The organism is Paenibacillus pasadenensis DSM 19293 (assembly GCF_000422485.1).
Classification (GTDB): domain Bacteria; phylum Bacillota; class Bacilli; order Paenibacillales; family Paenibacillaceae; genus Paenibacillus_O; species Paenibacillus_O pasadenensis.
Window position 1 is genome coordinate 601 of the sequence record NZ_KE383853.1, and the last position, 26,063, is coordinate 26,663.

The window sequence follows — 26,063 nt, forward strand, 5'->3', positions numbered from 1 at the left end:
GAAAGGCTCGGCTCGCGCAGCGGGCTTCTTGTCCATTGGACTTCCCGGCTCCCGCCGCGCAGCGGGCTTCTTGCCCCACTGATCCGGCTCGTTCCGGAGAAGAAAAGCATTGAAAAAAGCTTCCGGCCCGTTTCCGCCCGAAGGGGCGGGAAAACGGTCCGAAAGCCTTGTGCGCGCATCTGCCCGGATCGAGCTCAGCTCGGCCGGCAATGCAGGAACTCATTGATCTTGACGTCGAGCTTCTGGCTGATCGCGAGAAGATGCTCCGACTGGAAGCCGATCCCTTGCTCGTAGGTCTGCTCCATCTCGCGGCGCAACGCATCGATCTCGTCCGCAAGATCTCGCATCGTAGGGGTCCAGCTGCCGGGCGGCAATGGCTTCAGGCGTGCCTGGGACCATGCTCCGGTATCCGTTCCTGTCGTCATCCGGCATCCCTCCCGTTAAAACTCGGCTGCAGCCGCGTTCCAAACTTGCTCTTGCAGGAAATAACTATCAAATAATGGCAATCTAGTCAGCTTATTATAGCAAAGCTTGCCGTTATTGCCTACAAGAAAAGACGATTCACCATGAATAACGTTATGTTTTCAAGGTTTGAACGAACGCGCCAATGCGTTCGATCGCCTCCGTCAGCTGGGCGACGCTCGTCGCGTACGAGCAGCGCAGATGTCCCTCGCCGCCGAGGCCGAACACGTTGCCCGGCACGGCGGCGACGCCATGCTCCTGCACGAGCCGCTCGGCGAATGCCTCGGATGTGAGCCCGGTCGAGGCGATCGACGGGAACGCGTAGAACGCGCCTTGCGGCTCATGGCAGTCGAGGCCGATCTCGCGCAGCCCGCTGACGACGAGCCGGCGGCGCTGGTTGTACGACTCCATCATGCGGAGCATCTCGTCCATGCCGTTCGTCAGCGCCTCGTACGCCGCTACCTGCGCCATGTTGGAGGCGCACATGACCGTATACTGATGGATCTTGAGCATCGCGCCGATCAGCTCGTGATGGCCGCAGGCGTAGCCGATGCGCCAGCCGGTCATGGCGAACGCCTTGGAGAAGCCGCTGACGAGGATCGTCCGATCCTTCATGCCCGGCATCGAGGCGAAGCTCACATGGCGGCTGCCGTACGTCAGCTCGGCGTAGATCTCGTCGGAGATGACGATCAGGTCGCGCTCCTCCACCAGCTTGGCGATCGGCAGCCAGTCCTCGTAGGTCATGATGCCGCCGGTCGGATTGCTCGGATAGCTGAGCACGAGCACCTTGGAGCGCGGCGTGAGCGCGGCGCGCAGCGACTCGGCCTTGAGCTTGAAGGCGTCGCGGGCGAACGTCTCGATGCCGACGGAGACGCCGCCGGAGAGCGCCGTGATCGGCGAATACGAGATGTAGCTCGGCTCCGGGATCAGGATCTCGTCTCCGGGGCTGATGAGCGCGCGCAGCGCCAGGTCGATCGCCTCGCTGCCGCCGACCGTCACGAGAATCTCGCGGCCCGGGTCGTAGTCGAGGCCGAAGCCGTCGCTCAAATACTGTCCGATCGCGCCGCGCAGCTCCGGCGTGCCGGCGTTGGACGTGTACTGCGTCTTGCCCGCCTCGAGCGCCGCCACGCAAGCGTCGCGCACATGCCAGGGCGTGACGAAGTCGGGCTCGCCGACGCCGAGCGTGATGACATCCTTGCGGCTGCTCGCCAGATCGAAGAAGCGGCGGATGCCGGAAGGCTTGATCGCTCTCGCCTGCGGCGAGAGGTAGTCCGCCATGCTGCGGACGGCCGTGCGTTCGGGGCTAACGGATTCCTTGGATACGCTCATCTCGGACCACCCTCGTCACGGCGTGACCAGCAGCCGCTGATCGCCTTCGTTTTCTTCGAAAATGATGCCGTCCTGCTTGTATTTCTTGAGGATGAAAAACGTCTTGGTCGACAGCACCGAGTCGATCGTCGACAGCTTGCTCGAGACGAACGAGGCGACGTCGTTGAGCGTCCGGCCCTCGACCTCGACGAGCAGGTCGTAGGCGCCCGACATCAGGTACACCGTCTTGACCTCCGGGTACAGGTAGATGCGCTCGGCGATGCCCTCGAAGCCGCGTCCGCGCTCCGGCGTGATCTGCACTTCGATCAGGGCGGTCACTTTCTGGTCGTCCACTTTGCTCCAGTTGATGACGGGCGCGTATTTGACGATGACGTGCTCCTGTTCCATCTCCGCGATCGCCTGCTCCACCTCGTTCAGCGGTTGTCCAAGCATCGTCGCGATCAGCTGCGGGCTCCTGCGAGCGTCTTCCTTGAGCAGCTCGAGCACCTTGAGTTTCCTATCATCCATCGTCGTTTTTAACTCCCTTCCTGAAGCGGTATGATGAACATTTTACAACGTGAACAAGTCGTTTGGAAAGGAAAAAGGGAATCGTCCCCCTCTTTCCGCAAAAAGCGCCGGCGGCATCGATCCAGTATTTTCCAGAAAGCTCCGCAGGGCCGGCAAAGCAAAAAAGGCCGGATAGAGGCATCCGGCCTTTTTCGCGTTGCTCGATCAGCTGTAGGCAGGAGCGCCCTGCTGCTGGGCCTGCTGCATGAACGGAGCGGCCTGGCCGGCCATCCGCTGCTGGATGAACTGCTGCGTCTGCTGCTGCGTCTGCTGGTACGTCTGCAGCTGCTTCTGGATGTCCTGGCGCAGCGCCGGCGAGGACGTGTCGTACATGTTCGCCGCCTGCATCGCGTTGTACAGCTCGCCCTGCATCTGCAGGGTGCTGTTCGTCAGGTCGGTGAACAGCTTGCGGATTTCCGGACAGGTCGACTCCGTGGCGGCTGTCGCGTATTCGCGGACGACGCGCTTCAGGTCGGCGAGCACCGTGTACGCCCAGTCGGCGTCGGGCAGCTTCGGCTGCTGCATCTGGTTCTGCTGGTTCATCGTCAAGACCTCCCTGGTGAGATTCGGCTCAGTTCGTCTGCGGACTCGTCGGCGCCAGCTGCTGATGCTGCTGGAGCGTGCTCAGCAGCATCGCGTAGTTTTGCTGATGCGCGGACGCCATGCCGCTCAGCACCTGGCTGACGCCCGGCACGCTGATGCTCGTCGCGGCGCAGGCGCATTGCTTGGCGAGCAGGTCTTCATTGGACATGGAATCGGCGATGTATTCCATTTCCTTTCCGGTAATCGGCTGCATCGGATACCTCCATCGGTGAACAGGATGAGTTGCCCTGCCATAGAATGCCCTCCGCCGCGCGAGTTATGTATGCGGAGCGGGCTGCAAGCCCCTCCGCGCCCTTACAGGAACACGGCCCGCAGCGCCGAGACCGGCAGCAGCAGCCTGCCTCCGTCCGCTTCCGTGACCGGAACGAAGCCGTCCCGGACCGGGCCGAGCACGCCCGCCACATCCGGCAGGAAGCCCCGGCAGAGCACCGTCATCTCGCCCTCCAGCCGCTCCAGCTGCTGCTCGAAATGACGGGAGAGGCCGAGCGAGAGCGGGCGGATCGGAAACTGCTCCGGCTCCAGCCGGTACGGGGCCAGCCCCGCCGGATACGGCGAGAGCGCCTGCACATGCTGCAGCGGCAGCAGCACCGCCCCGTGCAGCGGCGTGCAGAACAGCGCGAAATCGTTCATCACGCCGGCGAGATAGCCGTGCAGCGCCTGCCGGGCGGACAGCCTCACCTCGGCGAACGTCCCCTTCGCCTCCAGCAGCATCGCCCGATAGCCCGTCGGCAGCGCCTCCGCTCCGTCCCCGTCGTCGTCCGGCTTCCCTCCGTCCGCCTGCGCCGACGGAACCGCGCCGCTCGCCCGGCTGCCTCCGGCCGGAACGGCCGGCTCCGCCGCAAACGCTCCCTTGAACCCCTTCACTTGATGCAGGGGGATGTAGATCCGCCTGCCGCGCAGCGGGTCGTCCGCGACAAGCAGATCCCTGCGCCTCGCCCGCACGAGCGCTTCGATCGCGCCATCCTCCAGCTGCACCGTCGTCAACCCGTTCCCTTCCAGCTCGATCCCCTCCCGCAGCGGGGCGTTGCCTCTGCCTTCGCCGCCGCCTTCCGCTCTGCTCTATCCTATGCGGCCTGTCTGCCACCCGCATGGGGACTCGCCGGGCTGTCCCGCCCGAAAGCCGCCCCGAACCAACCCGGCCGGATCGGAATACGGTATCCCATGGGCAAGAGCGGAGACGGAGCGGACAAAAAGGAGGCGGTGCGCGATGAGAGCCGGATTGGCGGTCCGATCCATTCGGATCAGCGCCCAGGCGCAAGCGGATCTCGCCAGCGACGTATGGAGCCGGAAGCATGTGCCGGTCCAGCTGACCACGGGCGGGAGGACGGACGGCGCCAGGCTTCGCTATCGGGGAGGGCATACGAGAGAGTATCCGAAGAAATCGTACGAGATTCGCCTCGACAGCGGGCTGGTGCTGCACTGGAACGCGGAAGCGGACGATCCGTCGATGATCCGCAACGCCCTCTCGTTCCGCTTCATGGAAGGCATCGGCGTGCCGGCGCCGCGCACCCGCCATGTATGGCTGGACGTGAACGGCGAATGCCGCGGCCTGTATCTGGAGATCGAGGCGGTCAATTCCCGCTTCTTCGCGCTCCGCGGCATCCCTTACCGGTCGCTTCTGTACGCCGCCAACGACTCCGCGAACTTCGAGCGCTCGCTCTCCGAGAGCGGACGCCGCAAGCGCGACCTGGCGGAGGGCTACGAATTCATCGAGGGCGACGGCGAGACGCTGCCCCGCCTCTGCTCCTTCATCCGCGGCATCCACCGGCTGAAAAACGCCAAGCTGCGGGAGCTGCTGGAGGAGCGCCTCGACGTGCCCGCTTATTTCCGCTGGCTGTCCGGCGCGGTGCTGACCGGAAACTTCGACGGCTTCGAGCAGAACTACGCGTTGTACGAGGAAGCGACCCGGCAGCAGTACGGCATCCTGCCCTGGGATTACGAGGGCACCTGGGGACGGAACTGCTACGGCAAGCTATGCCCCGCCGGCATGGTGCGGGTGCAGGGCTACAACGGGCTGACGCGCCGGCTGCTGCAGTTCGACGAGTGGAAGCGGGCGTACGCCGAAGGGCTCGAACGCATCCTTGAGGAAGACTTCACCGAGGAGCGGATCGGACGTCTCGTGGAGGAGCTGCACGGCGGCATCGCCGCGGCCGTCCGGCATGATGCCAGCCGCGCCGCCAATCGCGGGCTGTTCGGCGGAGAGCCCGAGGTCATCCTCCAGTACGTCCGGCAGCGCCGAGCGAGCGCGGCGAAGGAGCTTCGGCGCTGGACGCGCGGTTCATCCGCGCCTGCGGGCATGCCCGTCCGGATCCGCGGCACGGACGGCTGAGTCCTCCGGACGGAGCCGGTCGCGGATGAAGGCCCAGCCGGCGATCGGGGCGGCTCCGAGCGCCAGCAGCAGCCAGGCGAACGCCGGCGAGTCCGGGGCCGAGCGGCCGGCGATGTAGATGAAGGCCAGCACGCCGACGAGCCGGCCTGCGGTCAGCGCAAGCTCGCGCAGCACGGTCAGCTCGACGCGGCTGGCCGCCGCTTCCTCGCTGCGGCCCATCAGATCGAACACCGACGAGGTGATCGGGATGAGATAAAGCGGCGAGAACAGCGCCGTGCCGATGCCGACAAGCAGCAGGCTCGAGTAAGTCATGCCGCCGAGCAGAGGCAGCAGCACCGCGGCGAGCGCCAGCGTGCCGACGAGCATCCCCGCGCGGCGGCGCTCCGGTCCGAGCTTGCGGCCGCAAAGCCAAAAGGCGGCCATGCCGACAAGCGAGGTGACGAGATAATAAGTGCCGACCTTCTGCTCCGCTCCCGTCGAGGCGTAGATGGCGAGTCCAAGCACGAACAGGAATACGCCGTCGCGCAGCCCCTGCAGCACGATCGCCGGCGCGAAGCGCCGCCAAGGACTCGCCCGCTGACGCAGCTCGGCGGCCGGAAAGCTCCAGCGGTAGCGACCTTGCGGAGGCCGCTTCCGGATTTTGGCGCTGAGCAGGGCAGCCGCGCCGAACAGCGCGAGCGACACGCTGAAGATGACCGTGTAGCCCTTGTTGCCGCCGCTGCCTGCGATGACGAGTCCCGACAGGAACGGCGCCGCCATGCCGACCGCGGAGCCGAGCAGGCCCGCCATGCCGTTGTAGGCGTCGCGATTGTCCTTTTCCGTAATCTCGAAATAAAGCACGTTGTAGGCGAGCCAGTAGAAGCCTCCCGCCGTCCCGTTCAGCAGGCCGAGCGGAGCGGCCCAGGCCGCCGCTTTGCCGCCGAGCAGCAGCACGGCCATGTAGAAGCCGCCGGAGAGGGCGATTCCCGTGCGCAGGGAAGCGACGAGGCCCTTGCGCTTCACCCACGAGCCGGCCAGATAGACGCAGAGCCCGCCGGCGGCGTATTGGAGCAGCGAGAACCAGCCGACGAGCGCGTAGGATTGGTTGGCCTTGAACAGATAGACGGGCACGAAAACGCCGGACAGCGCGTTTGCGCCGTTGTACAGGGTCAGCACGGCGAGCAGCAGCAGCGGCTGGCCGTGCAGCGCTCCCTCGCGCGAGGGACGGAGCGCGCTTTCGCTTTTCACGGACATCACCTCCATGCGGAAATGGTTCCCTGCCGCGGAGGAGATGATTCGCAAGCGGCCGTCACGTCGGCCTGCTGGCGCCGAACGCAAACAGCCCTCCGCAAGACGGAGAGCTGTTCGCGTATCGCCGGATCAATCTTCCTGGTCGAGCCTTTCCGCCAGGAACGTCCGCGAGCCGAGGTCCAGCTTCGTGGATACCTCATGGCAATTCGGACAGACATACAGCTGCAGCCGGATCGAATCCGGGAGCAGCGGCTTTTTGAGCGAAGGCGGCTCGACCGGCGAGAACGAGCCCGCTCCGAGCGTGTTCGTGCCCGCATGCAGCATATACTCGCGGCAGGACGGGCATTCCGGCATCTCCTCCTGATCGTCGAGGATGCGCTGCACCTTTTCGTCGGCGCGCAGCCACGACTGCGGACGTCCCGCTCCGGCCCAGCCGGTATCGTCGCCCGCCTCCCAGTCGGCCTCCTCGTCCAAGCCTTCGACGCTGCGCGAGGCCGCTCCGGCCGTCCTAGCGGCAGCGCCGGCATGGCCGGCCGCCAAGCCGGCGCCCTCGTCCTCCTCTTCCGCCTGCGCCCCGCCTACGCTGAGCGTCCGGTACCCGCCCAGCTCATTGCTGCAATGCGGGCAGACTTCCTCGGGACCGATCTCCTCGTCCCAAACCAATTCGGAGTCGCACCACGGACAGATGTCCGCCGCGCCCTCCTGCTGCTGATGCTCCATCGCTGCAGCTCCTTTCCCAATCCTGCTGTCCGAACCCGATCATACCAGATATAAAATGCCGAGCACAAAGAACAGGACGGCCAGCACGGCCAAAGTGCCCCAAAGGTACTTCATGTCTACCTCCCCCAAGCCGTCAGATCGTCGCTCCGATGACATACGAGATCGACACCGAGATGATCAGCGCGATCAGGCCGACCGCGCGGTTGTCGCGCTGAATCTCGTCGTCGATGCGGAAAACGGGCGTCATGAACTCGAACAGGAAGTAAGCGAGCAGCAGCACGACGAAGCCGAACGCCCCCCAGATCAAGCTCCCGTAGATGGAATCGCCCGCATCGGCCGAGAACCGAAAAATGTTGCAGATGCCGAAAATCTTGCCGCCGGTAGCCATCGCCACCGCCACGTTGCCCTTGCGGATCTCGTCCCAGCACTTGTACTTGGCGACCCATTCGAACAAGGTCAGGAACAAGATGAGCGCCATGATCGTCACGGCGACATAAATCAGGGAAGAGGCATAGGCATTGCCCAACAGCCCGTCGATGATTCCGCTCACGCCAATCCCTTCCTCTCGGAATTACTTGAGCTCCGCGACCGTGACGCCCGCTCCCCCCTCGCCGTAGTTGCCAAGCCGATAGCTCTTCACATGGGAGTGGCGGCGGAGGAAATCCTGGATGCCGGCGCGCAGCACGCCGGTCCCCTTGCCGTGGATGATGTACACTTGCCCCATGCCGGCCAGGAAGGATTCGTCCAGGAAACGGTCCACCTCGATGATCGATTCGTCCAGGTTCGAGCCGCGAAGATCCAATTCCATCTTTACGTTGTCGTCGCGCGTGCGTTTCAACGTGGATGAAGCCGCTTTGGGAGCGGCCTTCGGCGCCGGCGCCGGCTTCAGCAGCTCGAGGTCGGCCAGCTTGACCTTCATCTTGAGGATGCCGAGCTGCACGGTCGCCTCCGAGCCGGACAGCTCGACGACGTGGCCGCGCTGGCCGAGGCTGTGCACCTTGACCTCGTCGCCGGGCTCGATCGCCCGCTCGGCCGCCGCCGGCCGCGCGCCCTGGCGTCCTTTGACCAGCTGCGGCGAAGCCTCCTCCAGCCGCTTGCGCGCCTCGGTCAGCTTATGGTCCTTGACCGCCGCGCCTTCCTCGCGCTGCAGCTGCCTCAGCTCCTGGATGATCTCGTCGGCCTCGCGGCGGGCTTTTTGCACCGCCTGCCGCGCTTCTTCCTGAGCCTTGGCGAGCAGCCGCTCGCGCTGCTCCTCGAAGCGGCGCAGCTCCTCCTCGTACAGGCTGCGCTCCTCCTCCAGCTCGCGGCGCAGCTGCTCGGCGCTGTCCCGCTCCTGCTCCGCGCGTTGGCGGTCGCGCTCGAGCGACTCGATCATGTTCTCGACGCGCAGGTCCTCCTCGCTGACTTCGCCGCGCGCCTGCTGGATGATCGCCTTGCTCAGTCCGAGCCGCTCGGCGATCGCGAACGCGTTGCTTCGTCCCGGCACGCCGACGAGCAGCCGGTACGTCGGACTGAGCGTCGCCACGTCGAACTCCATGCTGGCGTTGATCAGCCCGGGACGGTTGTAGGCATAGGCCTTGAGCTCGCTGTAGTGGGTCGTCGCCAGCAGCCGGCAGCCCGTGCGATGGATATGGTCGAGGATCGCGATCGCCAGCGCCGAGCCCTCCGCCGGATCGGTGCCCGCGCCGAGCTCGTCGAGCAGCACGAGGCTGCTCGGCGTCATGTCGCGCAGGATGCGGATGATGTTGGTCATATGGCTGGAGAACGTGCTGAGGCTCTGCTCGATGCTCTGCTCGTCGCCGATGTCCGCATAGATCGCGTCGAACACGCACAGCTCCGTGCCGTCGTCGGCGGGCACGAACAGGCCGGACATCGCCATCAGGCTGAGCAGGCCGACCGTCTTGAGCGCGACCGTCTTGCCGCCGGTGTTCGGGCCGGTGACGATGATGCCGCTATGCGACGAGCCGAGCTCGAGATGCAGCGGCACGGCCTTGGTCCGGTCGAGCAGCGGGTGGAAGCCGCGCTTCAGCACGATCCGGCCCTCGTCGTTCATGAGCGGCAGCTCGGCCTTCATCGCATGCGCGAGCTGCGCCTTGGCGAAGGCGAAATCGAGCTGGGCGAGGCCGTCATGGTTGATCGCCAGATCCTCGGCCGCCTCGGCCGCCAGCGCCGTCAGCTTCTGGAGGATGCGCTCGATCTCGCGCGCCTCGGCCGCCTTGACCTCGCGCAGCTTGTTGTTGAGCGCCACGACCGCCTCCGGCTCGATGAACAGCGTCGCCCCGGAATTCGACTGGTCGTGCACGATGCCGCCGAAATGGCTGCGGTACTCCTGCTTGACCGGGATGACGTACCGGTCGCCGCGCAGCGTGACGAGCGTATCCTGGAGCATCTTCTGCACGGACGAGGAGCGGAGCATCTGCTCCAGCTTCTCCCGCACGCGGCCTTCGCCTTGACGCAGCTCGCGGCGGATGCGGCCCAGCTCCACGCTGGCGCCGTCGAGCACCTCCGCGCTCTCGTCGATGCAGGCCAGAATCTCGTCCTCCAGCTCGCGCCGAGGATACATGCCCTCCGCCAGCAGCGCCAGCAGCGGCATCGGATGCTCTTCATGCAGGTGCAGCACATGGCTGCGCACCCGCCGCGCTCCGCGCGCCGTCAGCGCGACCTCGAGCAGCTCGCCGGGGCTCAGCGTGCCGCCGATCGCAGCCCGCTTCAGATGGGCGCGGATGTCCGCCACGCCGCGGAAGGGCGGATTCCCTTTGAGCCGGTAGGCGTTCGCCGCCTCGGCCGTCGCCTGCAGCGAGCGGACGACGTCCTCGAGCGCGGACGAAGGGGCGAGCTCCTCGGCCATCCGCAGGCCCATCGGAGTCGCTGTATGTTGAATCAATTGATGAATGATCTTGGAATATTCAAGCGTGCTTAAAATTTTGCTGTCCACGAACGGTCCACAGCTCCTCTCTAGGGCCATTATAACGGATGGGCACGGCAGGCGCACGGGTCGAGAACTCTTCCTACATGAAATGGCCCGATTCCGGCCATGCTAATGCCGTGCACCCGGCGAAACCGACGGCCTCGCGCCGCGCGGAAGACGGGAACAACTCGATTGGAGGGAACTTGCATGAACTTTCTCGGACATGTCGTCCGCTTCATCGTATCGGCGATCGTGCTGATGCTCGTCGGCTTCATCGTGCCCCAGTTCACGGTCGGCGGCTTCTGGAGCGCGCTGATGCTCGCGCTCGTCATCGCGCTGCTCGGCTGGGTGGTCGAAGGCATCTTCGGCAAGCGGGTGAGCCCGTTCGGCCGCGGCATCGTCGGCTTCGTCGCCAGCGTGATCGTCCTCTACATCGCCCAGTTCATCGTCGGCGGAGTCGCCGTCACCTGGCTCGGCGCCATTCTCGCCGCGCTCGTCATCGGGATCATCGACCTCTTCATCCCGACTCCGTTCGATGCGGCCAAGCGGAAGGAAAAGCACTGAGACCGGCGCCGTCAAGCTTCCCCTCGAAGCCTGGCGGCTTACATAGATTGTCATCATTTGTTCAACCCTTCCGCCGCCCGCCTCATTCCGATCGCAGCCGGGATTGGGGTATGATAGGGACAGCATGTCCGACCGGCTTCGCCCCCATTTGAAAGGAGACTGACTATGAACCGTTCCCTTTTCCGCCGCCTCCCGCTGATCGCCGCCGCAGCCGGCTTCCTGCTGATCTCCGCCGCATGCGGCAGCAGCTCCGCTCCGGCCTCGAACGGGCCTTCCGCAGCCGTCGAGACGACGGCCGAGCCGACGCAGGATCTCGTCATCAAGGCGACCAACTACAAGTTCGACCAAGAAAGCTACACGATCAAGAAAGGCGAGCCGCTGCGCATCAAGCTGGAAAGCGACGGCATCCACGGCATCCGCGTCGCCAACACCTCGGTCAAGATGAACGCCGGCGACGAGAAGGTGTATTCCTTCAGCGAGGCTGGCGAGTATCAGATCGAGTGCAGCATTCCTTGCGGTCCCGGCCATGAGAAGATGATCTCGGTGCTGAAGGTCGTCTAGCCAAAGTCCGAAACGAGCAAGGCCGTCCCCAGCCGCGCGCAAGCGGCGGGGGACGGCCTTTTTGTTGAGCTCGGGCACGGAGACGGCCGGTTCGGCCGGGACAGCCGGACCGGCGTCGCCGCCCTGAGCGGATCAGCGCCTCGGCGCAGCGCGTTCGAGCAGCTGCTCGAACGTCCAGAATTCCGGCCTCGACGGCAAGCTGCCGTCGATGGCGCAGCCGGCGAGGCGCATGTCCTCCGCCAGCGGATAGAGCCGCAAGCGGCAGTCCCCATCCGGCGGAGCGAGAGCCGCTCCGCCTCCCTCCAGCGGCTGCACCGCGAACGAATGCAGCGGCAACGACAGCCCCATTCCTTTCGCCTTCACATAGCTTTCCTTGAGCGTCCACAGCTCGTAAAATGCCGCCAGCCGCTCCGGCTCGGGCAGGCGACGCCACCACCGGGCCTCGGCCGGATGCAGGCAGTCGACCGGGAACGGGGGCTGCAGCGGCTTGATCTGCTCGACGTCGACCCCGACCTCTCCTCCGCCGAGCAGCACCGCGACCCAGCGGCCGGCATGCGACACATTGAACCGCAGTCCGCCGCCGTCCGAGCGGCCATCCGCCCAGCAGGGCTTGCCGAATCGGTTCTCCGCCAGCCGCAGCTCGGCGCCGGGCCTGCCGGTCCGCCGCGACAGCGCGGCCCGCAGCAGCGCTTCGCCGGCCAGCGAGCGCAGCGCGTCCTCCCGCCGCCGAAAGCGCGAGCAGCGCTCCCGCCGCTCCGGCGACACGGCCGCCTCCAGCCGCTCGCAGGCGAGGCTGCCGGGGCTTTCCGGCAGGCGCAGCACGAGCAGCTCCGCCCGCACGCCCTTCATCGCGCCTCGGCCTCGACCGGCCGGCGGCCATGCGCGGCGGCGAGCCGGGACAGACGCTCCCGCCGTTCAGCCTCGGGCAGCCCTTTGCCCGCGAGCAGGCGGCCGAGCAGACTTTCGGCCTGCTCCAGCCGGGCTGCGTCGACAGGCGCGGACGGCTCCGCCTCGGCCGCCTGCAGCAGCTGCTCCAGCTCGCGGTACGGAGCCTCCACCTCCCGCCGGTAGACGAGCAGGTCGTCCTCCTCGCTGCGGGTGCCGACGGCGACGGCGAGGCAGCCTTCGAGATAGGAGATGCAGCGGCCGCGCCGCAGCGTCTCCTCCAGCTCTCCGAACGCCGCCTCCTCGTCCATCGCCAGCACGCGGATGCCGGAGCCAGCGGCGAGCCGCTGCAGCACGGCGCCCGGTCCGGCCTCGACCGCCGCTCGAGCTCCGAGCTCCGCCAGCTTCGCCATGACCGCCGTCCAACGCACCGGAGCGGTCAGCTGGCGCTGCAGCAGCTCCGCCAGCGCGGCCGCTGAGCCGGGCATGCGCCGGCCCGTGACGCCGGAGAGCACGGGCAGCAGCGGCGAGCCGAGCCGAGCCGCGCTCAGCTCCTCGCCGAACGCCGCGGCGGCCGAAGCCATGAGCGGGCTGTGGAACGCGCCTCCGACGGCGAGGCGGACCGTGCTGCCTCCCGCCTCGCGGACGAGGCGCGCCGCCTCCTCCAGCGCCGGGAAATGGCCGGACAGCACCGTCTGCGCGGCGGCGTTGTAGTTCGCCGGGACGACGACGCCGAACCGTCCGTCCGCCGCGATCTCGCGGCAGATCGCCTCGGCCCGCTCCGGCGCGATGCCGAGCGCGGCGGCCATGCCGCCCGGCTGCCGCCGCGCCGCCTCGGCCATGAGCCGGCCGCGCGCCTGCACGAGCCGGGCCGCGTCGCCGAGCGGCAGCGCGCCGGCGCAAGCCAAGGCGCTGAACTCGCCGAGGCTGTGCCCCGCCAGCCAGCCAGGCGGCGGCCCGCCGAGGCTGCCGCGGTAGACGCGGTACATCGCGACCGATACGGCGAGGATCGCCGGCTGCGCGATCTCGGTGCGCGTCAGCTCCTCCATCGAGCCGTCCCGCAGCAGACGGGCGAGGTCGGCTCCGATCGCGTCGCCGGCCTCCTCGACGGCCGCGCGGGCTTCGGCATGCCGCTCCAGCAGCGCCCGTCCCATGCCGGGACGCTGGGAGCCCTGGCCGGGAAACAGCAGCGCAGGCGCCGGTCTTTTTCTCATCGAGAATTCCTCCCTTCCTCTATGCCCCCAAGGCCGAGCCTGCCTCCGCCCGCGCCGGATGCCAGCGGCGCGAGCGCGGCTCCTCCCCTCTCCGGTGCGAGCCCGAGGATGTCCGCGATCCGCCGCAGCAGCTCGGGATGGCGCTCCTGCGCGTAGAAATGTCCGCCCTCAAACAGCTCCAGTCGGCAAGGAGCGGCGAACCAGCGCCGCCACTCGCCCAAAGACCCCGACAGCGTCCCGTCCGCGCGGCCGCCCATCACGACGCCCGGCGTCTCCAGCAGCGGCGCGTCCTGATGGCGGTACGTCTCCACGAGCCGAAAATCCGCGCGCAGCACGGGCAGGAACAGCCGCAGCAGCTCCGGCTGCTCGAACAGCTCGTCCGGGCAGCCGCCGAGACGGCGGATCCGCTCGATGAACAGGGCTTCGGGCAAGCCGTGAATCGGCGCTTCCCGGCGCTCCACCTGCGGAGCGTCCTTGGCCGACAGGAACGCCGCCTCCGGCTGCGGCCCGCCCGCGCGCTGCAGCAGCACGGCCAGCTCATAGGCGATCAGCGCGCCCATGCTGTGGCCGAACAGCGCGAAGCGGCCCTCCTCCCGCCGCTCCAGCACCTCGCCGAGCAGATCCTCCGCCGCCTCGCGGATGCCGAGATAAAACGGCTCGCCGAGCCGGACTCCCCGTCCGGCCAGCTCCAGCGGCGCCAGCTCCAGTCCCGGCGGAGCGGCGGCCGCCCAGCGCCGGTACAGCTGAGCCGAGCCGCCGGCATGCGGCAGGCAGAACAGCCGCAGCGGCCTCATGCCTCGGCCGCGAGCCGGCTCCACAGCTCGCGCTCCCGCGCCAGCAGGCGCTCGGCCAGCTCGGCGTCGCGCTCGCGCCGGAAGCTGCCGTCGGCGAAGCGCTGCTTGAGCGCCGCCCAGCCCTCGCGGATGCGGCCGAGCTGCTCGTCCAGCTCGTCCAGCAGCTCGTCCTCCAGCAGCTTTTTCAGGCGCAGCCGCTCGAGCAGTCCCGCGTTCGCCTCCTGGCGGTTGACGATGATGTTGATGCCGACGAGGCCGTACGTCAGCTGCTGCTCCCGCTTCTCCCCCTCCGCCTCGTCGACCCGCCACATGCCGTCCATGCCGAAGGCCTCCAGCTCCTGCGACAGCCGGTCCGCGTGCGCCGCGACCTCCTCCAGCCTCAGCTCGAACGGGACGATGTCCGGCTGCAGCTCATAGACGTAGCAGGCCGGGCCGGCATAGCCCGGATCGAGCTTGTATTCCGACTGCGCGAACGCCTCCCGCACCCGCTCCTCCGGCACCTCATGCTCCCCGTAGCCCGCCAGCGTGTCGTCGATGACGTAAAAGACGCCCTTCTCCTCGTCGAAGCCGTTGAACAGCGAGTAATGGTACCAATGGAACTTCTGCCACGCCATGCTGTCCGGCAGCCAGCCGAACAGATCGACGTTCAGGCTCAGATTGCGCCCGCTCCGCAGCACGTCGCGGATCTCGTCCAGCATGCGGCTCTCGTCGCGGAAATGCATCGGCACGATCCGGCGGATGACGCCGGTCAGCGGAAACTTCTCCCACTCCGTGTCGCTCAAATAATAGAGCGAGTCGATCGTCGGATAGCGGAACTCGCGGTCGGTCGCCGCCTCCCAGCGGAAATAGCGGTACAGATTGAGATACGCCGCATCGCGGTAGCTCGGATGGACCGACTGCGCGATGCTGAACGCCTGGTTCAGCATGCAGTTCATCCAGAAGTCGCCGAAAGGCTTGCGCTCCAGCGTCAGCTTCATCCCCATGCCTCCTCCGTCTCGACTTCGAAATCTTCGATGGCGCGCGCGCCATCGGCATCCGCGCACAGCTGGCGCAAGATCTCCTCGTAATGCCGGGCCAGCCGCTCGATCGTGTCCGGCTCGAACAGGTCGGCCGCATATTCGAACGTGACCGACAGCTCGCCGTCTCTCGCCGCCGCCTCCAGCGTCAGATCGAACTTGCTGACTCCCGGATCGAACGGCAGCGGCTCCAGCGCGAGTCCGCCGGCGCGGAACTCCGGATGCTCCATGTTCTGCAGGATGAACATCGTATCGAACAGCGGGTTGCGGCCGGCCTCCGCCTGCAGCCCCAGCCGCTCGACGAGCCGCTCGAACGGATAGTCCTGACGGTCGAGCGCGTCGACGAGATCGCGCTGCACGCCGCGCATGTAGTCGCCGCTCGCCAGCTCGCCCGCCGGCCGCAGCCGCAGCGCGACCGTGTTGACGAACATGCCGATCAGCGGCTCGACGTCGGGATGGCCGCGCCCGGCGACCGGCGTGCCGACGACGATGTCCTCTTCCCCGGCGTACTTCGCCAGCAGGATGCCGTAGGCGCCGAGCAGCACGGCGAACAGCGTCGCCCCTCGCGCCGCCGCCAGCCGCTCGGCGGCCGCCGTCAGCTCCCGGCCGAGGCGCCGCTCCAGCGTCGCCCCGCGGAAGCTCGGCGCGGCCGGACGCGGCCGGTCGAGCGGCAGCTCGAGCGCCGGCGGCAGCTCCTCGTAGAGGGCAAGCCAGTACGCCTCCTTTTCGCGCATCGCTTCCGACTCGAGCCGCTCCAGCTGCCAGACGGCGAAGTCGCGGCAGCCGATCGGCGGCTCCGGCAGCTCCTCGCCGGCATAGAGGGCGCCAAGCTCGCGAACGAGCAGCGACGTCGATACGCCGTCGGTCGCGATATGATGCAGGTCGAGCAGCAGCAGATGGCGCTCCGGACCGAGCTGCAGCAGCGCGGCTCGCGCCGGCGGCTCGCGATCGAGCGAGAACGGGCGGATGAACGCCTTCATCAGCCTCTGCACCGGCAGCCCGCCGCCGGACGCCAGCTCCTCCGCCGCGAGCCTGCCGAGCTCGGAAGCCTGCTCGAGCGCGAAGCCCGACGGCGGATGGATCTTCTGCCGGAACTCGCCGTCCTCGTAATGGAACGTCGTGCGCAGGCTCTCCTGACGCCGGGCCAGCTCCCCGAACGCCCGCTCGAGCCGCTCCGCGTCCAGAGCGCCGCGGATGTCGACCGCGAACGGCACATGGTACATCGCCGCCTCGCCGGCCATCCACTGCATCAGGTACAAGCGGCGCTGCGCGGGGGACATCGGATATCCCTCCTCCCGCTCCGGCTGGCGCGGGATCGGCTCGAACGCCGCGGCGGACATTCCGATCCGCTCCGCCATCGCGCTCAGCGTGGAATGCTGGAACAGCTCCCGCAGCGGGACGTCGGCTCCGAACTCGCGGGCGATGCGGCTCGCCAGCGTCGCCGCTTTGAGCGAGTGGCCGCCAAGCTCGAAAAATCCGTCCCGGCGGCCGATGCGCTCCTGGCCGAGCACGTCCCGCCACAGCCCGGCCAGCCGCCGCTCCAGCTCTCCCGCCGGCGGCTCGAACGCCGCCGCGCCGCGCGCCTGCGGCTTCGGCAGCGACTTGCGGTCGATCTTGCCGGTCGGCGTCAGCGGAATCCGCTCCAGCAGCATGAGATACGCGGGAATCATGTAGCCTGGCAGCCGCGCCGCCAAATACGTCCTCGTCCGCTCGTCCGCGCCGTCCTCCAGGCCGGGCTCCGCCACCGCATACAGGCACAGCGCCTGCTCTCCGTCCTCCTCGTCGAAGGCCGTCACGACCGCCTCGCGGATGCCGGGAGCCTCCTGCGCCAGCCGCTCCACCTCGCCGAGCTCGACCCGATGGCCGCGGATCTTCACCTGATGGTCGCGGCGACCGGCGTAGACGAACTGGCCGCTCGCGAGCCGCCGCCCGAGGTCGCCGGTCCGGTACAGGCGCTCGCCCGGCCGATAGGGATGCTCGGCAAATGCGCCCTCGCTCCACTCCGGATGGCCGAGATAGCCGCGCCCGACGCCTTCGCCGCCGATGCAGATCTCGCCGATGACCCCTGTCGGCGCGAGCTTGAGCTTGGCGCTGAGCACGACCATGTGGGCGCCTTCGATCGGCGTTCCGATCGTAATCGCCTCGTCCGCGGCCAGCTCCGTCACCTCCTGCACGGACGTCCATACCGTCGTCTCGGTTGGCCCGTACAGGTTGAAGATGCGCGCGTCCGTCGCCGCCTTGACCCGCTGCAGCAGCGACGGCGCGAGCGGCTCGGCTCCGATCAACAGCACGGACAGCCGCCGGAACGCGGCGGTCGCGCCTTGCTGCGCCGCCCACCACTTGAAGCGGCTCGGCGTCAGCTGCAGCACGTCGACTTCATGCCTTTCGACGAGCCGGCTCAGCGAATCGGCGTCGCCGCGCTCCTCCTCCCGGGCGAGCGCGACGCGCATGCCGAGCGTCAGCGGCAGCAGCGTCTCCACGAGGAAAATATCGAACGACACGGCGGCCATCGCCAGCACGCCCTGCCCGGCGGCGAACGGGAACCGCGCGGCGAACTGCCGCAGGAAGCTCGCCAGTCCGCGATGCTCGATCATCGCGCCCTTCGGACGGCCGGTCGAGCCGGACGTGTACAGCACATAGGCGAGATGCTCCGGCCGGCTGACCGGCTCCGGATCGCTCGCCGGCAGAAGCGCGGACGTCGCCTCCAGCTCCTCGAGCCGCCATTCCTCGGCGGCGCCGGCCGCGCGGCCGGCATAGGCGGCTTCGACGAGCGCCGGCGCCGCTCCGGCGTCCTCCAGCATCCAGCGGATCCGCTCCTCCGGATACGACGGATCGACCGCGAGGAACGCGCCGCCCGCCTTGAGCACGGCAAGCAGCGCCGCGAGCAGCCGCGGCGAGCGCGCCGCCATGACGACGACGAGCCTTTCCGGCCCGACGCCCTTCTCCCTCAGCGCATGGGCGAGCCGGTTCGCCCGCGCGTTCAGCTCCGCGTACGTCCACGTCTCCTCCCCGGCGTGCACGGCGGGAGCGTCCGGCCGCAGCCGGACCTGCTCCTCGAACTGCCGCATCATGCTGCACCAGCCGCTTTCCGTCCCGGCGCGCTCCGGTTCTGCCGCGCCCTCTATCTTGTTCATCGTCGCCTCTCCCTTCCGTTGACGGACCTCGCCGAGCAGCTCGCGCCGCTCCTCGCCGTCGATCAAGCCCAGCTCCTCCAGCGGCCGCGAAGCCGCGCCGGGCCGGAGCCATTCCTTCCACAGCTGCGCATAATGCCGGGCGATCCATGACGCGGTCGCGTCCGCGAACAGCTCCGTATCATATTCCAGCTGAAAATGCAGCCGCCCGTCCCGCTCCGCCGCCTCCAGCAGCAGATCGCACTTGGCCGTGCCGGCATCGAGCGGCAGCGTCTCGGCGGTCAGCCCGCCTCCCTCCAGAGCCGGCAGCTCCATGTTCTGCAGCGCGAACATGCAGTCGAACAGCGGCTGCCGTCCGTCCGCCGGCTGCGCTCCGAGCGCTTCGAGCAGCTCCTCGAACGGACGCTCCTGATGCTCCAGCGCCTCCAGCGCGTCCTGCTGCAGCGACTGCAGGAACTCGCCGAGCGGACGCTCGGCGGCCGGATAGCCGCGCAGGACGAGCGTATGGACGAACAGGCCGACGAGCCCGTCGGCGTCCGGATGCGAGCGGCCGGCCGCCGGCGACCCGACGCGAACCTCGGCCGCTCCGCCGTAGACGGCGAGCAGCCTCATATAAGCGCCGAGCAGCGCGGTGTAGAGCGTCACGCCCTCGCCGCGCGCGAAGCCGGCGATCGCGGCGCTCGTCGCCTCGTCGAAAACGAACTCCAGCCGCCTTCCCCGTCCGGAGCGCGCAGCCGGACGCGGACGGTCGAGCGGCAGCTCGAGCGGCGGCAGCTCGCCCGCTAGCCGCTCCAGCCAGCGCCCGGGCGGCGGCTCCGCCAGCCTCCGCTCCTGCCACAGCGCATAGTCCCGGTAGCGGATCGGCAGCGGCGGCAGCTCCCGGCCGTCGTACAGCGCGAGCAGCTCCCGCAGGACGATGGGCATGGACAGCCCGTCCGTCACGAGATGGTGGAAATCCAGCAGCAGCACATGGCGGTCGGCATCGCCTTCCAGCAGCCGCGCCCGCAGCAGCGGAGGAGCATCGAGCCGGAACGGACGGAGCAGCTCCGCCATCCGCCGGCGGACCGCTTGCGCGGCAGCCGCCCCTTGCGGACCGGAGCGCAGCCCCCGCCTCTCCTCCTCGTCGAGACGGCCAAGCTCCAGCTTGAACTCCGCCTCCGGCCGGATGATCTGCCGGAACTCCTCCCGCTCGTGGACGAACGCCGTGCGCAGCGTCTCATGACGGGCGATCAGGCCGTGGAACGCGCCTTCCAGCCGCGCCGCGTCCAGCGGACCGCGGATGAGCAGCGCGAGCGGCACATGGTAGGCGGCGCTGCCGCCGCCGAGCCACTCCAGCACATAGTGCCGCCGCTGCGTCCGCGACATCGGATAATAGGGACGCTCCTCCGCGCGCGGAATCGAATGGGCCGATCCGAGCGCTCGCTCCCCGGCGCGGCCGGCCTCCGCCGCCATGCCCCGCTCCGTGCCGGCGCCCGGCAGGCTCGCGGCCTGCGGCTCGATGCCCCAGGTCGCGGCGCTGCCTCCGCTTGCCGCCGTCTCCAGCCATGCCGCCATGCCCGCGACGGTCGGATGCTCGAATACTGCCCGCAGCGGCATTTCCGTTCCGAACGACTGGCGGATGCGGCCGGCCAGCGCGGCTGCCTTGAGCGAATGGCCGCCGAGCTCGAAAAAGCCGTCCGTGCGGCCGACCCGCTCGACTCCGAGCGTCTCCCGCCAAAGCGCGGCGATCCGCCGCTCGGTCTCGGTCGACGGAGCGGCGCTCGCGTCCGGCACGCCGCCGTGCGCCTGCGAGAGCGGCTCCGGGAGCGCCTGGCGGTCGACCTTGCCGCTGCGCGTCAGCGGGATGCGCGGCAGCTCGATCAGGAAGGAGGGCAGCATCGCCTCCGGCAGCAGCCGCTTCAGCTCGTCGCGCAGCCCGCTCGTCCCGCCCTCGCGGGAGAGCACGACATAAGCGCAGAGCTGCTTGTCTCCGTCCGGGAGGACGCGGGCGTCGACGACCGCCTCGCGCACGCCGTCCAGCTGCAGCAGCCTCGCCTCGATCTCGGCCGGCTCGATCCGCACCCCGCGGATCTTGAGCTGCCGGTCGATGCGGCCGGCGTACATCGCCTGGCCGTCCGGAAGCCAGCGCGCCAGGTCGCCGGTCCGGTACAGCAGCCGGTCCGGCCGGCGCGGGTCGGGCACGAAGCGCTCGGCGGTCAGCTCCGGCCGGCCGAGATAGCCGAGCGCCAGATGGCTGCCGGCGATGCACAGCTCGCCGAGCGCGCCCGGCGGCACCGGCGCGTTTCCGTAGCCGAGCAGCATGATGTCGGTCTCGTGCATCGGGCCGCCGATCGGCACGATCGCCTCCGGCGGGCCGCCGGGACGGAACACATGGGCGGTCGCGCAGACGGCCGCCTCGGTCGGCCCGTAGCCGTTGACGATCGCCATGCCCGGACGCAGCGCCGCGAAGCGCTCCAGCACGCCGCTGCGGATCGGCTCGACGCCGACGAGCAGCCGGGACAGCGCCAGCTCCGCCCCGGCTGCGGCGAGCCGCTCCAGCTCGCCGGCAACGTCGCCGAGCAGCGTCGGAGGCAGATAGGCGAACGTGACGCCCTCCTCGGCGATGACCCGGGCCATGCGCGGCGGATCGAGCAGCCGGTCGTCCGGATAGAGCACGATCGCCGCCCCCGCATGCAGCGGCAGGAACAGCTCGCAGACGCTGACGTCGAAGCCGAGGCTCGTCAGGCTGAGGCAGCGGTCGTCCGGACCGACGCCGCCGAGCAGCCGGCTCATCGAGGCGGCGAAGGCGTGGAACGCCCGATGCGGGACGACGACGCCCTTCGGCCGCCCGGTCGAGCCGGATGTGTAGATGACATACATCGGGTCCTCCGGCGAGAGCAGGCCGCCGTCCGCAGAGGCTTGCGGCAAGTGTTGCGGCAAGGCTTGCGGCAAGGCTTGCGGTAAGGCTTGCGGTAAGGCTTGCGGTAAGGCTTGCGGCAAAGCCTGCGGACTCGCCGATGCGGACGGGGAGAAGCGGTCCGCCGCCGGGGCTGGGCCTGCCTGATCCGCCCGGCTGCCGACGCCGCCGGCGCTCCAGCTGCTGGCTGCGCTCCTGCCGCTGGCTGCGCTCCTGCCGGCTGCGCCCGTCCCGCTGGCTGCGCTCCAGGCGCTGCCTGCATCTGCTTCCAGCAGCGCTGCGGACAGCCTCAGCTCCCTGGCTCCGGCAAGCGCCGCGCGCGCCGGCGCCTCCTCCGGCAGGTCCGTCAGCACGAGGCAGGCGCCGCTGTCCTGGAGCATGGAGGCGATCCGCTCCGGCGGCGCGGCGGGATCGAGCGGCAGGTAGGCGGCGCCGGCTTTGAGCGCGCCGACCATCGCCGCGACCATGGCAGGCGAGCGCTCGGCGAGCACGGCGACGATCGAGCCGCGTTCCGCTCCCTCGCGCCGCAGCAGCTCAGCCACCTGCTCCGCCTGCTCGTTCAGCTCGCGATACGTGAGCGCGCCATCCTTGCCGATGACGGCAACGCCGTCGGGCCGCTCCGCCGCCCAAGCCTCGACCAGCCGCTCGGCTCTTACGGGCGGCAGCCCGAGCTCCGGCCCCCGGCCGAAGCGCTCCAGCTGCTCCCGCTCCGCGGCGGACAGCATGTCAGCCTCGCCGAGCGTCCGCTCCGGATCGGCGAGGAAGGCGCCGAGCAGGCGGACATAACGGTCGAGCAGCGTGCGCGCGGTCTGCTCGCGGAACAGCGAGACCGCGTATTCGACGACGAGCCGCAGCCCGTCCGGCCGCTCGACCGCCTGGACCATCAGGTCGTACTTGGCCGTGCCATGCTCGTAGCGTCGATGAGTATAGGAAAGTCCCTTTTCGCCGCGATCCGGGATGCGCAGGTTCTGCATGATGAACATCGTGTCGAACAGCGGGCTGCGGCTCGGATCGCGGCGCCCGTCCATGCGGACCAGCTCCTCGAACGGCACGTCGCCGTGCGCGAACGCCTCGAGCACCGTCTCCCGCACTTCGGCGAGGAACGCCGCGAACGTCTTGGCGGCAGCCGGCTTCGCCCGCAGCGGCAGCGTGCCGACGAACATGCCGGCCAGCCGCTCCAGCTGCGGCGACGGCCGGCCAGCGGCGGGCGTGCCGACGACGATATCCTCGGCGCCCGCATGCTTGGCCAGCAGCGCCTGATAGGCGGCCAGCAGGACGACGAACGGCGTGCAGCCGCTCGCCGCCGCGAACCGCTTGACCGCCGCCGCCAGGCCGGGCTCGAGGTCGAGCTCGAACGTCGCCCCTTTGCCGTCCTTGATCGGCGGTCGGGGAAAATCGGCGGGCAGCTCCAGCAGCGGCCAGTCGTCCGCGATCCGCTCCCGCCAGTACCGGCGCTGCCCCTCCAGCCGCTCCGAGCCGAGGGTCCGCTGCTGCCAATCGGCATAATCGCGATAGCGCAGCGGCAGCGGCGGCAGCATGCCCCCGCCGTACAGCGTCAGCAGCTCCTCGAGCAGAATGCCCGCCGACATGCCGTCGGAGGCGATATGATGCAGGTCGAGGAACAGCAGCGGCGAATTCGAGCCGGTCGCGACGAGCGCCGCCCGCAGCAGCGGGACCTGCGAGAGCCGGAACGGCTGCGACAGCGCGCGGAGCGTCTCGTCCAGCCTTTCCGGCTCCGCCTCCAGCCGGCCGAGCCGAAACGGCGCGTCCGCATGGACGAACTGGCGGAGCTCGCCGTCGACGATCGCGAACGAGGAGCGCAGCGGCTCATGCCTGCGGATCAAGGCGCGGATCGCCTCCTCGAGCCGGTCCGCGTCGACCTCGCCGGACAGCTGGAGCAGCTCCGGCAGGTTGTAGCTGCGGTCCTCCGGCTGCGCCTGCTGCTGCAGGTACATCTGGCGCTGCGACGAGGACACCGCGTAATGCGGCTGCTCGGCGACGAGCGGAATCGGCGCCGCGGCGCCTTCCGCAGCGCCGGCCTCCAACTGCGGCAAAGGTTCGGCCGGCAGCGGGAAGCCCGGAAGCGGCGCTTCGCCCCCTGGCGGCGATCCGAGCGTCTGCGACGGATCGGACGACGCCGACGATGGCCTCTGCGGCGATCCGGCCGTCTGCGATGGATCGGACGACGCCGACGATGGCCTCTGCGGCGATCCGGCAGCCTGCGGCGGCTCTTGCCGCGAAGAACCGTCCGGCTCCGCGCTCGCCGGCGCTTCCAGCGCCGCCGCGGCCAGGCCGCCGCTGCCGGCTTCCCGCCGCGCCGCGCGGACCGCGTCCAGCCTCGCTTGCAGCATCGCCGCGAAGTCGCCGAGCACCGGCTGCCCCAGCAGCTCGTGCACGGCCACCTCGATTCCGAGACGCTTCGACAGCCGTCCGACCGTGCGCAGCGCGAGAATCGAGTCGCCTCCGAGCTCATAGTAGCTGGAGCGCACGCTCAGCTCCCCATAGCCGAGCGCCTCGCCCCAGGCGTCGGCAGCCGCCTGCAGCGCCTCCAGGCGAGAGCTGCCTGCGATGCCGGCCTCCGCTTCTCCATCAGCCGCGGCATCTGTCAGCCGGACCGCAGCGGCGGCTTGTTCCGTCATCTCCCTCCTTTCCATTTCTCGCGCATCCTGTCTCTCATTCCATCTATCATTCCATCTATCATTCCGTCTCTCATCCCGGCTCTCCTCCGAGCGGGCGCTCGGCGCGGGCTGCAGCCAGCAGCGGCGCAGCTCCAGCGGCGGACTCGGCAGCGGAGCCCGGCGCAGCGAGCCCGGCGGATGCAGGCGCGCCCAGCGCGGCATCCCCCCTTCGGCGTAATGCCGCGCGAGCTCGGCCGCCTCCTCGGCGTCGACAGCGGAGCCGGACGAGCGCCGCTCCGCTGGCCCCGCAGCCGCCTCGCCTCCGCTCCAAAGCGGCGATCCAGACGAGCTCGCATCCAAGCTCCGTCCGGCTGGAGGCAGCGCGCCGCAGAACACGGCCGTAGCGGCCTCCAGCCTCGACGAGCGCAGCCGCAGCGCCATGCCGTCGGCTTCCCAGCGGGCTTCGCCATTCGCGCCGAGCCGCGCGCCGCTTCCGTCAGCGCGCTCGGCGGCTTGCTCATCAGCTTGCTCGACAGCGCGCTCTGCCTCATTCCCGGCGTCGCCCTCGACGCCTGCCGCCGCGCCATCCAGCCCCGCCGCCAGCGCTTCCGCCAAGGCGAGCGCGAGCTGCTCCGCAGAGGCGCAGGCGATCGCCAGCCGATAGCGCTCATGGCTGCGGCCGAGCGCCGCCGTGCCGCAGATCGCATCCAGCCCGGCCGCCTGCGCGTCGTCCGTCGCCAGCCAGGCGAGCATCCGCTCCGCATAACCGGATAGCCCGGCGGCGGAGCGGGCCGAGAGGACGAGCAGGCCGGGCCTGCCGTCTCCCTCCGCAGACCGGACGGGCGCAGGCGCAGGGGCTTCCTCCAGCACGACATGGGCATTCGTGCCGCTCATGCCGAAGGCGCTGACGCCCATGCGGCGCGGACCGCCGCGGCGAGGCCACGGCGCCGGCTCGGCATTGACGTACAGCGGCGAGCCGATGAAGCCGATGCTGCGGTTCGGGCGCCGGAAATGCGCGTTCGGCGGCAGCTCGCCCCGCTTCATCGCCAGCAGTCCGCGCAGCAGGCCGGCGATGCCGGCCGCATGGTCGAGATGGCCGAGCTGGCTTTTGACGGAGGCGACCGCGCAGAACTGCCGCCTGTCGGTATAGCGCCGGAACGCCCTCGTCAAGCCTTCGATCTCGATCGGATCGCCGAGCGAGGTGCCGGTGCCGTGCGCTTCGACATAGGCGATCGACTCGGGATCGACCGCGGCGTCTTCCCAGGCGCGGACGACGACATCCTCCTGGGCGAGCGCGTTCGGAGCGGTGATGCCCGCGGAGCTGCCGTCCTGGCCGACCGCGCTGCCTTTGATGACGCCGTGGATGAAGTCGCCGTCGCGCAGCGCCCCGGAGAGCGGCTTGAGCAGCAGGGCGACGACGCCGTCGCCCATGCCGGTGCCGTCCGCCTCGTCGTCGAACGGACGCGCCCGTCCGTCCGAGGCTTCCATGCCGAGCCTCACGCCGCTGTCGAGCGGAAGCAGATTGATCTTGACGCTGCCTGCGACCGCCGCGTCGCAGTCGCCGGAGCGGATCGCCTGGCAGGCGAGATGCACGGCGACGAGCGACGAGGAGCAGGCGGTGTCCACCTGCAGCGCAGGCCCGTGCAGGTCGAGCAGGTACGCTACCCGCCCGGCGATCATCGAGCTGAGGTTGCCGGGCGCCGAGGAGCCGAGCTCCTCCGGACAGAGCGCCTCGATCATGCGCTTGTAGTCATGCTGGGCATCGGCGTTGTAGCCGACATAAACGCCCGTCCGCGAGCCGCCGAGCGCGCTCCCTCCATAGCCGGCCTGCTCGATCGCCTGCCGCGCCGCCATCAGGAACAGCCGCTGGTTCGGATTCATCAGCGACGCTTCCTTCGGCGACAGGCGGAACAGCTCCGGATCGAACGAGGAGATATCGTCGAGGAACGCGCCTTCGAAAAACTCCGCCTCCAACGGGTCCAGGCCGAGCCCCCGCAAATAAGGCTCCAGCTCCAGCCGGCGCGTCTCCGGCAGCGGACCGATGCGGTCGTCGGCCGCGCCGAGCAGCCGCGCCAGCTCCTCCGGCTCGCTCGCCGCGCCGATCCGCGCCGCGAAGCCGATGATCGCGATCTCGTGGCCGGCGGCCGCCTCCGCCGCGGACACGAGGCCGGCAGCCGGCTCCATGCCTGCGGCAGCAGCCGGAACGGCAGCGCCGCCGAGCTTGCTTAGGTCAAACATCGTATGGCCCCCTTTTTCC

Annotated in this window: 18 protein-coding genes; 3 read left to right on the forward strand and 15 right to left on the reverse strand. The window is 69.1% G+C overall.

Annotation, left to right across the window (positions count from 1 at the left end; translation table 11 throughout):
- Positions 1-194: 194 nt before the first annotated feature.
- From H582_RS31195 to H582_RS0119460, 6 genes are all read right to left on the reverse strand, one after another.
- Positions 195-425 (reverse strand): aspartyl-phosphate phosphatase Spo0E family protein, encoded by a 231-nt coding sequence (locus tag H582_RS31195; protein ID WP_084137438.1) that lies wholly within the window; start codon positions 423-425, stop codon positions 195-197.
- Positions 426-576: 151 nt separating this feature from the next.
- The gene (locus H582_RS0119440; protein ID WP_028599882.1) at positions 577-1,791 is read right to left on the reverse strand and encodes an aminotransferase class I/II-fold pyridoxal phosphate-dependent enzyme; all 1,215 of its coding nucleotides are present in this window, start codon (positions 1,789-1,791) and stop codon (positions 577-579) included.
- A 15-nt stretch (positions 1,792-1,806) separates the two neighbouring features.
- The gene (locus H582_RS0119445) at positions 1,807-2,298 is read right to left on the reverse strand and encodes an Lrp/AsnC family transcriptional regulator (RefSeq protein WP_028599883.1); all 492 of its coding nucleotides are present in this window, start codon (positions 2,296-2,298) and stop codon (positions 1,807-1,809) included.
- A 204-nt stretch (positions 2,299-2,502) separates the two neighbouring features.
- The gene (locus tag H582_RS0119450) at positions 2,503-2,880 is read right to left on the reverse strand and encodes a spore coat protein (RefSeq protein ID WP_028599884.1); all 378 of its coding nucleotides are present in this window, start codon (positions 2,878-2,880) and stop codon (positions 2,503-2,505) included.
- A gap of 28 nt (positions 2,881-2,908) precedes the next feature.
- Positions 2,909-3,133 carry a hypothetical protein gene (locus H582_RS0119455; RefSeq protein ID WP_028599885.1) on the reverse strand — a complete coding sequence of 75 codons (225 nt, stop codon included), beginning with the start codon at positions 3,131-3,133 and terminating at the stop codon, positions 2,909-2,911.
- Between the two features lie 101 nt (positions 3,134-3,234).
- A complete protein-coding gene (locus H582_RS0119460; RefSeq protein ID WP_028599886.1) occupies positions 3,235-3,924 on the reverse strand; it encodes a hypothetical protein in 690 nt (229 codons plus the stop codon).
- A gap of 223 nt (positions 3,925-4,147) precedes the next feature.
- Here H582_RS0119460 and H582_RS28490 point away from each other — a divergent pair, with 223 nt between their 5' ends.
- Positions 4,148-5,269, forward strand: coding sequence for a CotH kinase family protein (locus H582_RS28490; RefSeq protein WP_052333442.1), 1,122 nt, complete (start codon positions 4,148-4,150; stop codon positions 5,267-5,269).
- Here H582_RS28490 and H582_RS0119470 read toward each other — a convergent pair.
- The 4 genes from H582_RS0119470 to H582_RS0119485 form a co-directional block, all read right to left on the reverse strand.
- Entirely contained in the window at positions 5,219-6,496 is a 1,278-nt protein-coding gene (locus H582_RS0119470) for an MFS transporter (RefSeq protein ID WP_164820154.1), read from the reverse strand. The genes H582_RS28490 and H582_RS0119470 overlap by 51 nt on opposite strands.
- A gap of 132 nt (positions 6,497-6,628) precedes the next feature.
- The gene (locus H582_RS28495; RefSeq protein ID WP_052333444.1) at positions 6,629-7,219 is read right to left on the reverse strand and encodes a hypothetical protein; all 591 of its coding nucleotides are present in this window, start codon (positions 7,217-7,219) and stop codon (positions 6,629-6,631) included.
- Between the two features lie 133 nt (positions 7,220-7,352).
- Positions 7,353-7,769: a DUF350 domain-containing protein gene (locus H582_RS0119480; protein ID WP_028599888.1), complete on the reverse strand. Its 417-nt coding sequence runs from the start codon at positions 7,767-7,769 to the stop codon at positions 7,353-7,355.
- Between the two features lie 21 nt (positions 7,770-7,790).
- Positions 7,791-10,154, reverse strand: a complete 2,364-nt coding sequence (locus tag H582_RS0119485; protein WP_028599889.1) for an endonuclease MutS2 — start codon at positions 10,152-10,154, stop codon at positions 7,791-7,793.
- A 180-nt stretch (positions 10,155-10,334) separates the two neighbouring features.
- Between H582_RS0119485 and H582_RS0119490 the strand changes: the two genes are divergently transcribed.
- Together H582_RS0119490 and H582_RS0119495 are read left to right on the forward strand one after the other, a co-directional pair.
- Complete coding sequence (locus H582_RS0119490; RefSeq protein ID WP_028599890.1) at positions 10,335-10,691, forward strand: phage holin family protein; 357 nt, start codon at positions 10,335-10,337, stop codon at positions 10,689-10,691.
- Positions 10,692-10,856: 165 nt separating this feature from the next.
- The gene (locus tag H582_RS0119495) at positions 10,857-11,252 is read left to right on the forward strand and encodes a cupredoxin domain-containing protein (RefSeq protein ID WP_052333445.1); all 396 of its coding nucleotides are present in this window, start codon (positions 10,857-10,859) and stop codon (positions 11,250-11,252) included.
- A gap of 132 nt (positions 11,253-11,384) precedes the next feature.
- On the opposite strand, the gene H582_RS28500 is transcribed toward H582_RS0119495, so the two are convergent.
- Genes H582_RS28500 through H582_RS30335 form a run of 5 tightly spaced genes read right to left on the reverse strand, consistent with a single transcriptional unit; the run spans position 11,385 to position 26,044 of the window.
- Positions 11,385-12,101, reverse strand: a complete 717-nt coding sequence (locus tag H582_RS28500; RefSeq protein ID WP_052333446.1) for a 4'-phosphopantetheinyl transferase family protein — start codon at positions 12,099-12,101, stop codon at positions 11,385-11,387.
- Complete coding sequence (locus H582_RS28505) at positions 12,098-13,351, reverse strand: ACP S-malonyltransferase (protein WP_052333447.1); 1,254 nt, start codon at positions 13,349-13,351, stop codon at positions 12,098-12,100. The genes H582_RS28500 and H582_RS28505 overlap by 4 nt, the downstream gene beginning before the upstream one ends.
- Positions 13,348-14,169: a thioesterase II family protein gene (locus H582_RS28510; RefSeq protein WP_052333448.1), complete on the reverse strand. Its 822-nt coding sequence runs from the start codon at positions 14,167-14,169 to the stop codon at positions 13,348-13,350. The genes H582_RS28505 and H582_RS28510 overlap by 4 nt, the downstream gene beginning before the upstream one ends.
- Positions 14,142-15,122 carry a cysteine peptidase family C39 domain-containing protein gene (locus H582_RS0119515; RefSeq protein WP_028599892.1) on the reverse strand — a complete coding sequence of 327 codons (981 nt, stop codon included), beginning with the start codon at positions 15,120-15,122 and terminating at the stop codon, positions 14,142-14,144. The genes H582_RS28510 and H582_RS0119515 overlap by 28 nt, the downstream gene beginning before the upstream one ends.
- Entirely contained in the window at positions 15,119-26,044 is a 10,926-nt protein-coding gene (locus tag H582_RS30335; protein ID WP_127464495.1) for a non-ribosomal peptide synthetase, read from the reverse strand. The genes H582_RS0119515 and H582_RS30335 overlap by 4 nt, the downstream gene beginning before the upstream one ends.
- Between the last annotated feature and the right edge of the window lie 19 nt (positions 26,045-26,063).

Bases quoted from the DNA above. Each gene is read 5' to 3' on its own strand.
- H582_RS31195 (WP_084137438.1), bottom strand. From the start codon at position 425: ATGACGACAGGAACGGATACCGGAGCATGGTCCCAGGCACGCCTGAAG.
- H582_RS0119440 (WP_028599882.1), bottom strand. From the start codon at position 1,791: ATGAGCGTATCCAAGGAATCCGTTAGCCCCGAACGCACGGCCGTCCGC.
- H582_RS0119445 (WP_028599883.1), bottom strand. From the start codon at position 2,298: ATGGATGATAGGAAACTCAAGGTGCTCGAGCTGCTCAAGGAAGACGCT.
- H582_RS0119450 (WP_028599884.1), bottom strand. From the start codon at position 2,880: ATGAACCAGCAGAACCAGATGCAGCAGCCGAAGCTGCCCGACGCCGAC.
- H582_RS0119455 (WP_028599885.1), bottom strand. From the start codon at position 3,133: ATGCAGCCGATTACCGGAAAGGAAATGGAATACATCGCCGATTCCATG.
- H582_RS28490 (WP_052333442.1), top strand. From the start codon at position 4,148: ATGAGAGCCGGATTGGCGGTCCGATCCATTCGGATCAGCGCCCAGGCG.
- H582_RS28495 (WP_052333444.1), bottom strand. From the start codon at position 7,219: ATGGAGCATCAGCAGCAGGAGGGCGCGGCGGACATCTGTCCGTGGTGC.
- H582_RS0119490 (WP_028599890.1), top strand. From the start codon at position 10,335: ATGAACTTTCTCGGACATGTCGTCCGCTTCATCGTATCGGCGATCGTG.
- H582_RS0119495 (WP_052333445.1), top strand. From the start codon at position 10,857: ATGAACCGTTCCCTTTTCCGCCGCCTCCCGCTGATCGCCGCCGCAGCC.
- H582_RS28500 (WP_052333446.1), bottom strand. From the start codon at position 12,101: ATGAAGGGCGTGCGGGCGGAGCTGCTCGTGCTGCGCCTGCCGGAAAGC.
- H582_RS28505 (WP_052333447.1), bottom strand. From the start codon at position 13,351: ATGAGAAAAAGACCGGCGCCTGCGCTGCTGTTTCCCGGCCAGGGCTCC.
- H582_RS0119515 (WP_028599892.1), bottom strand. From the start codon at position 15,122: ATGAAGCTGACGCTGGAGCGCAAGCCTTTCGGCGACTTCTGGATGAAC.
- H582_RS30335 (WP_127464495.1), bottom strand. From the start codon at position 26,044: ATGTTTGACCTAAGCAAGCTCGGCGGCGCTGCCGTTCCGGCTGCTGCC.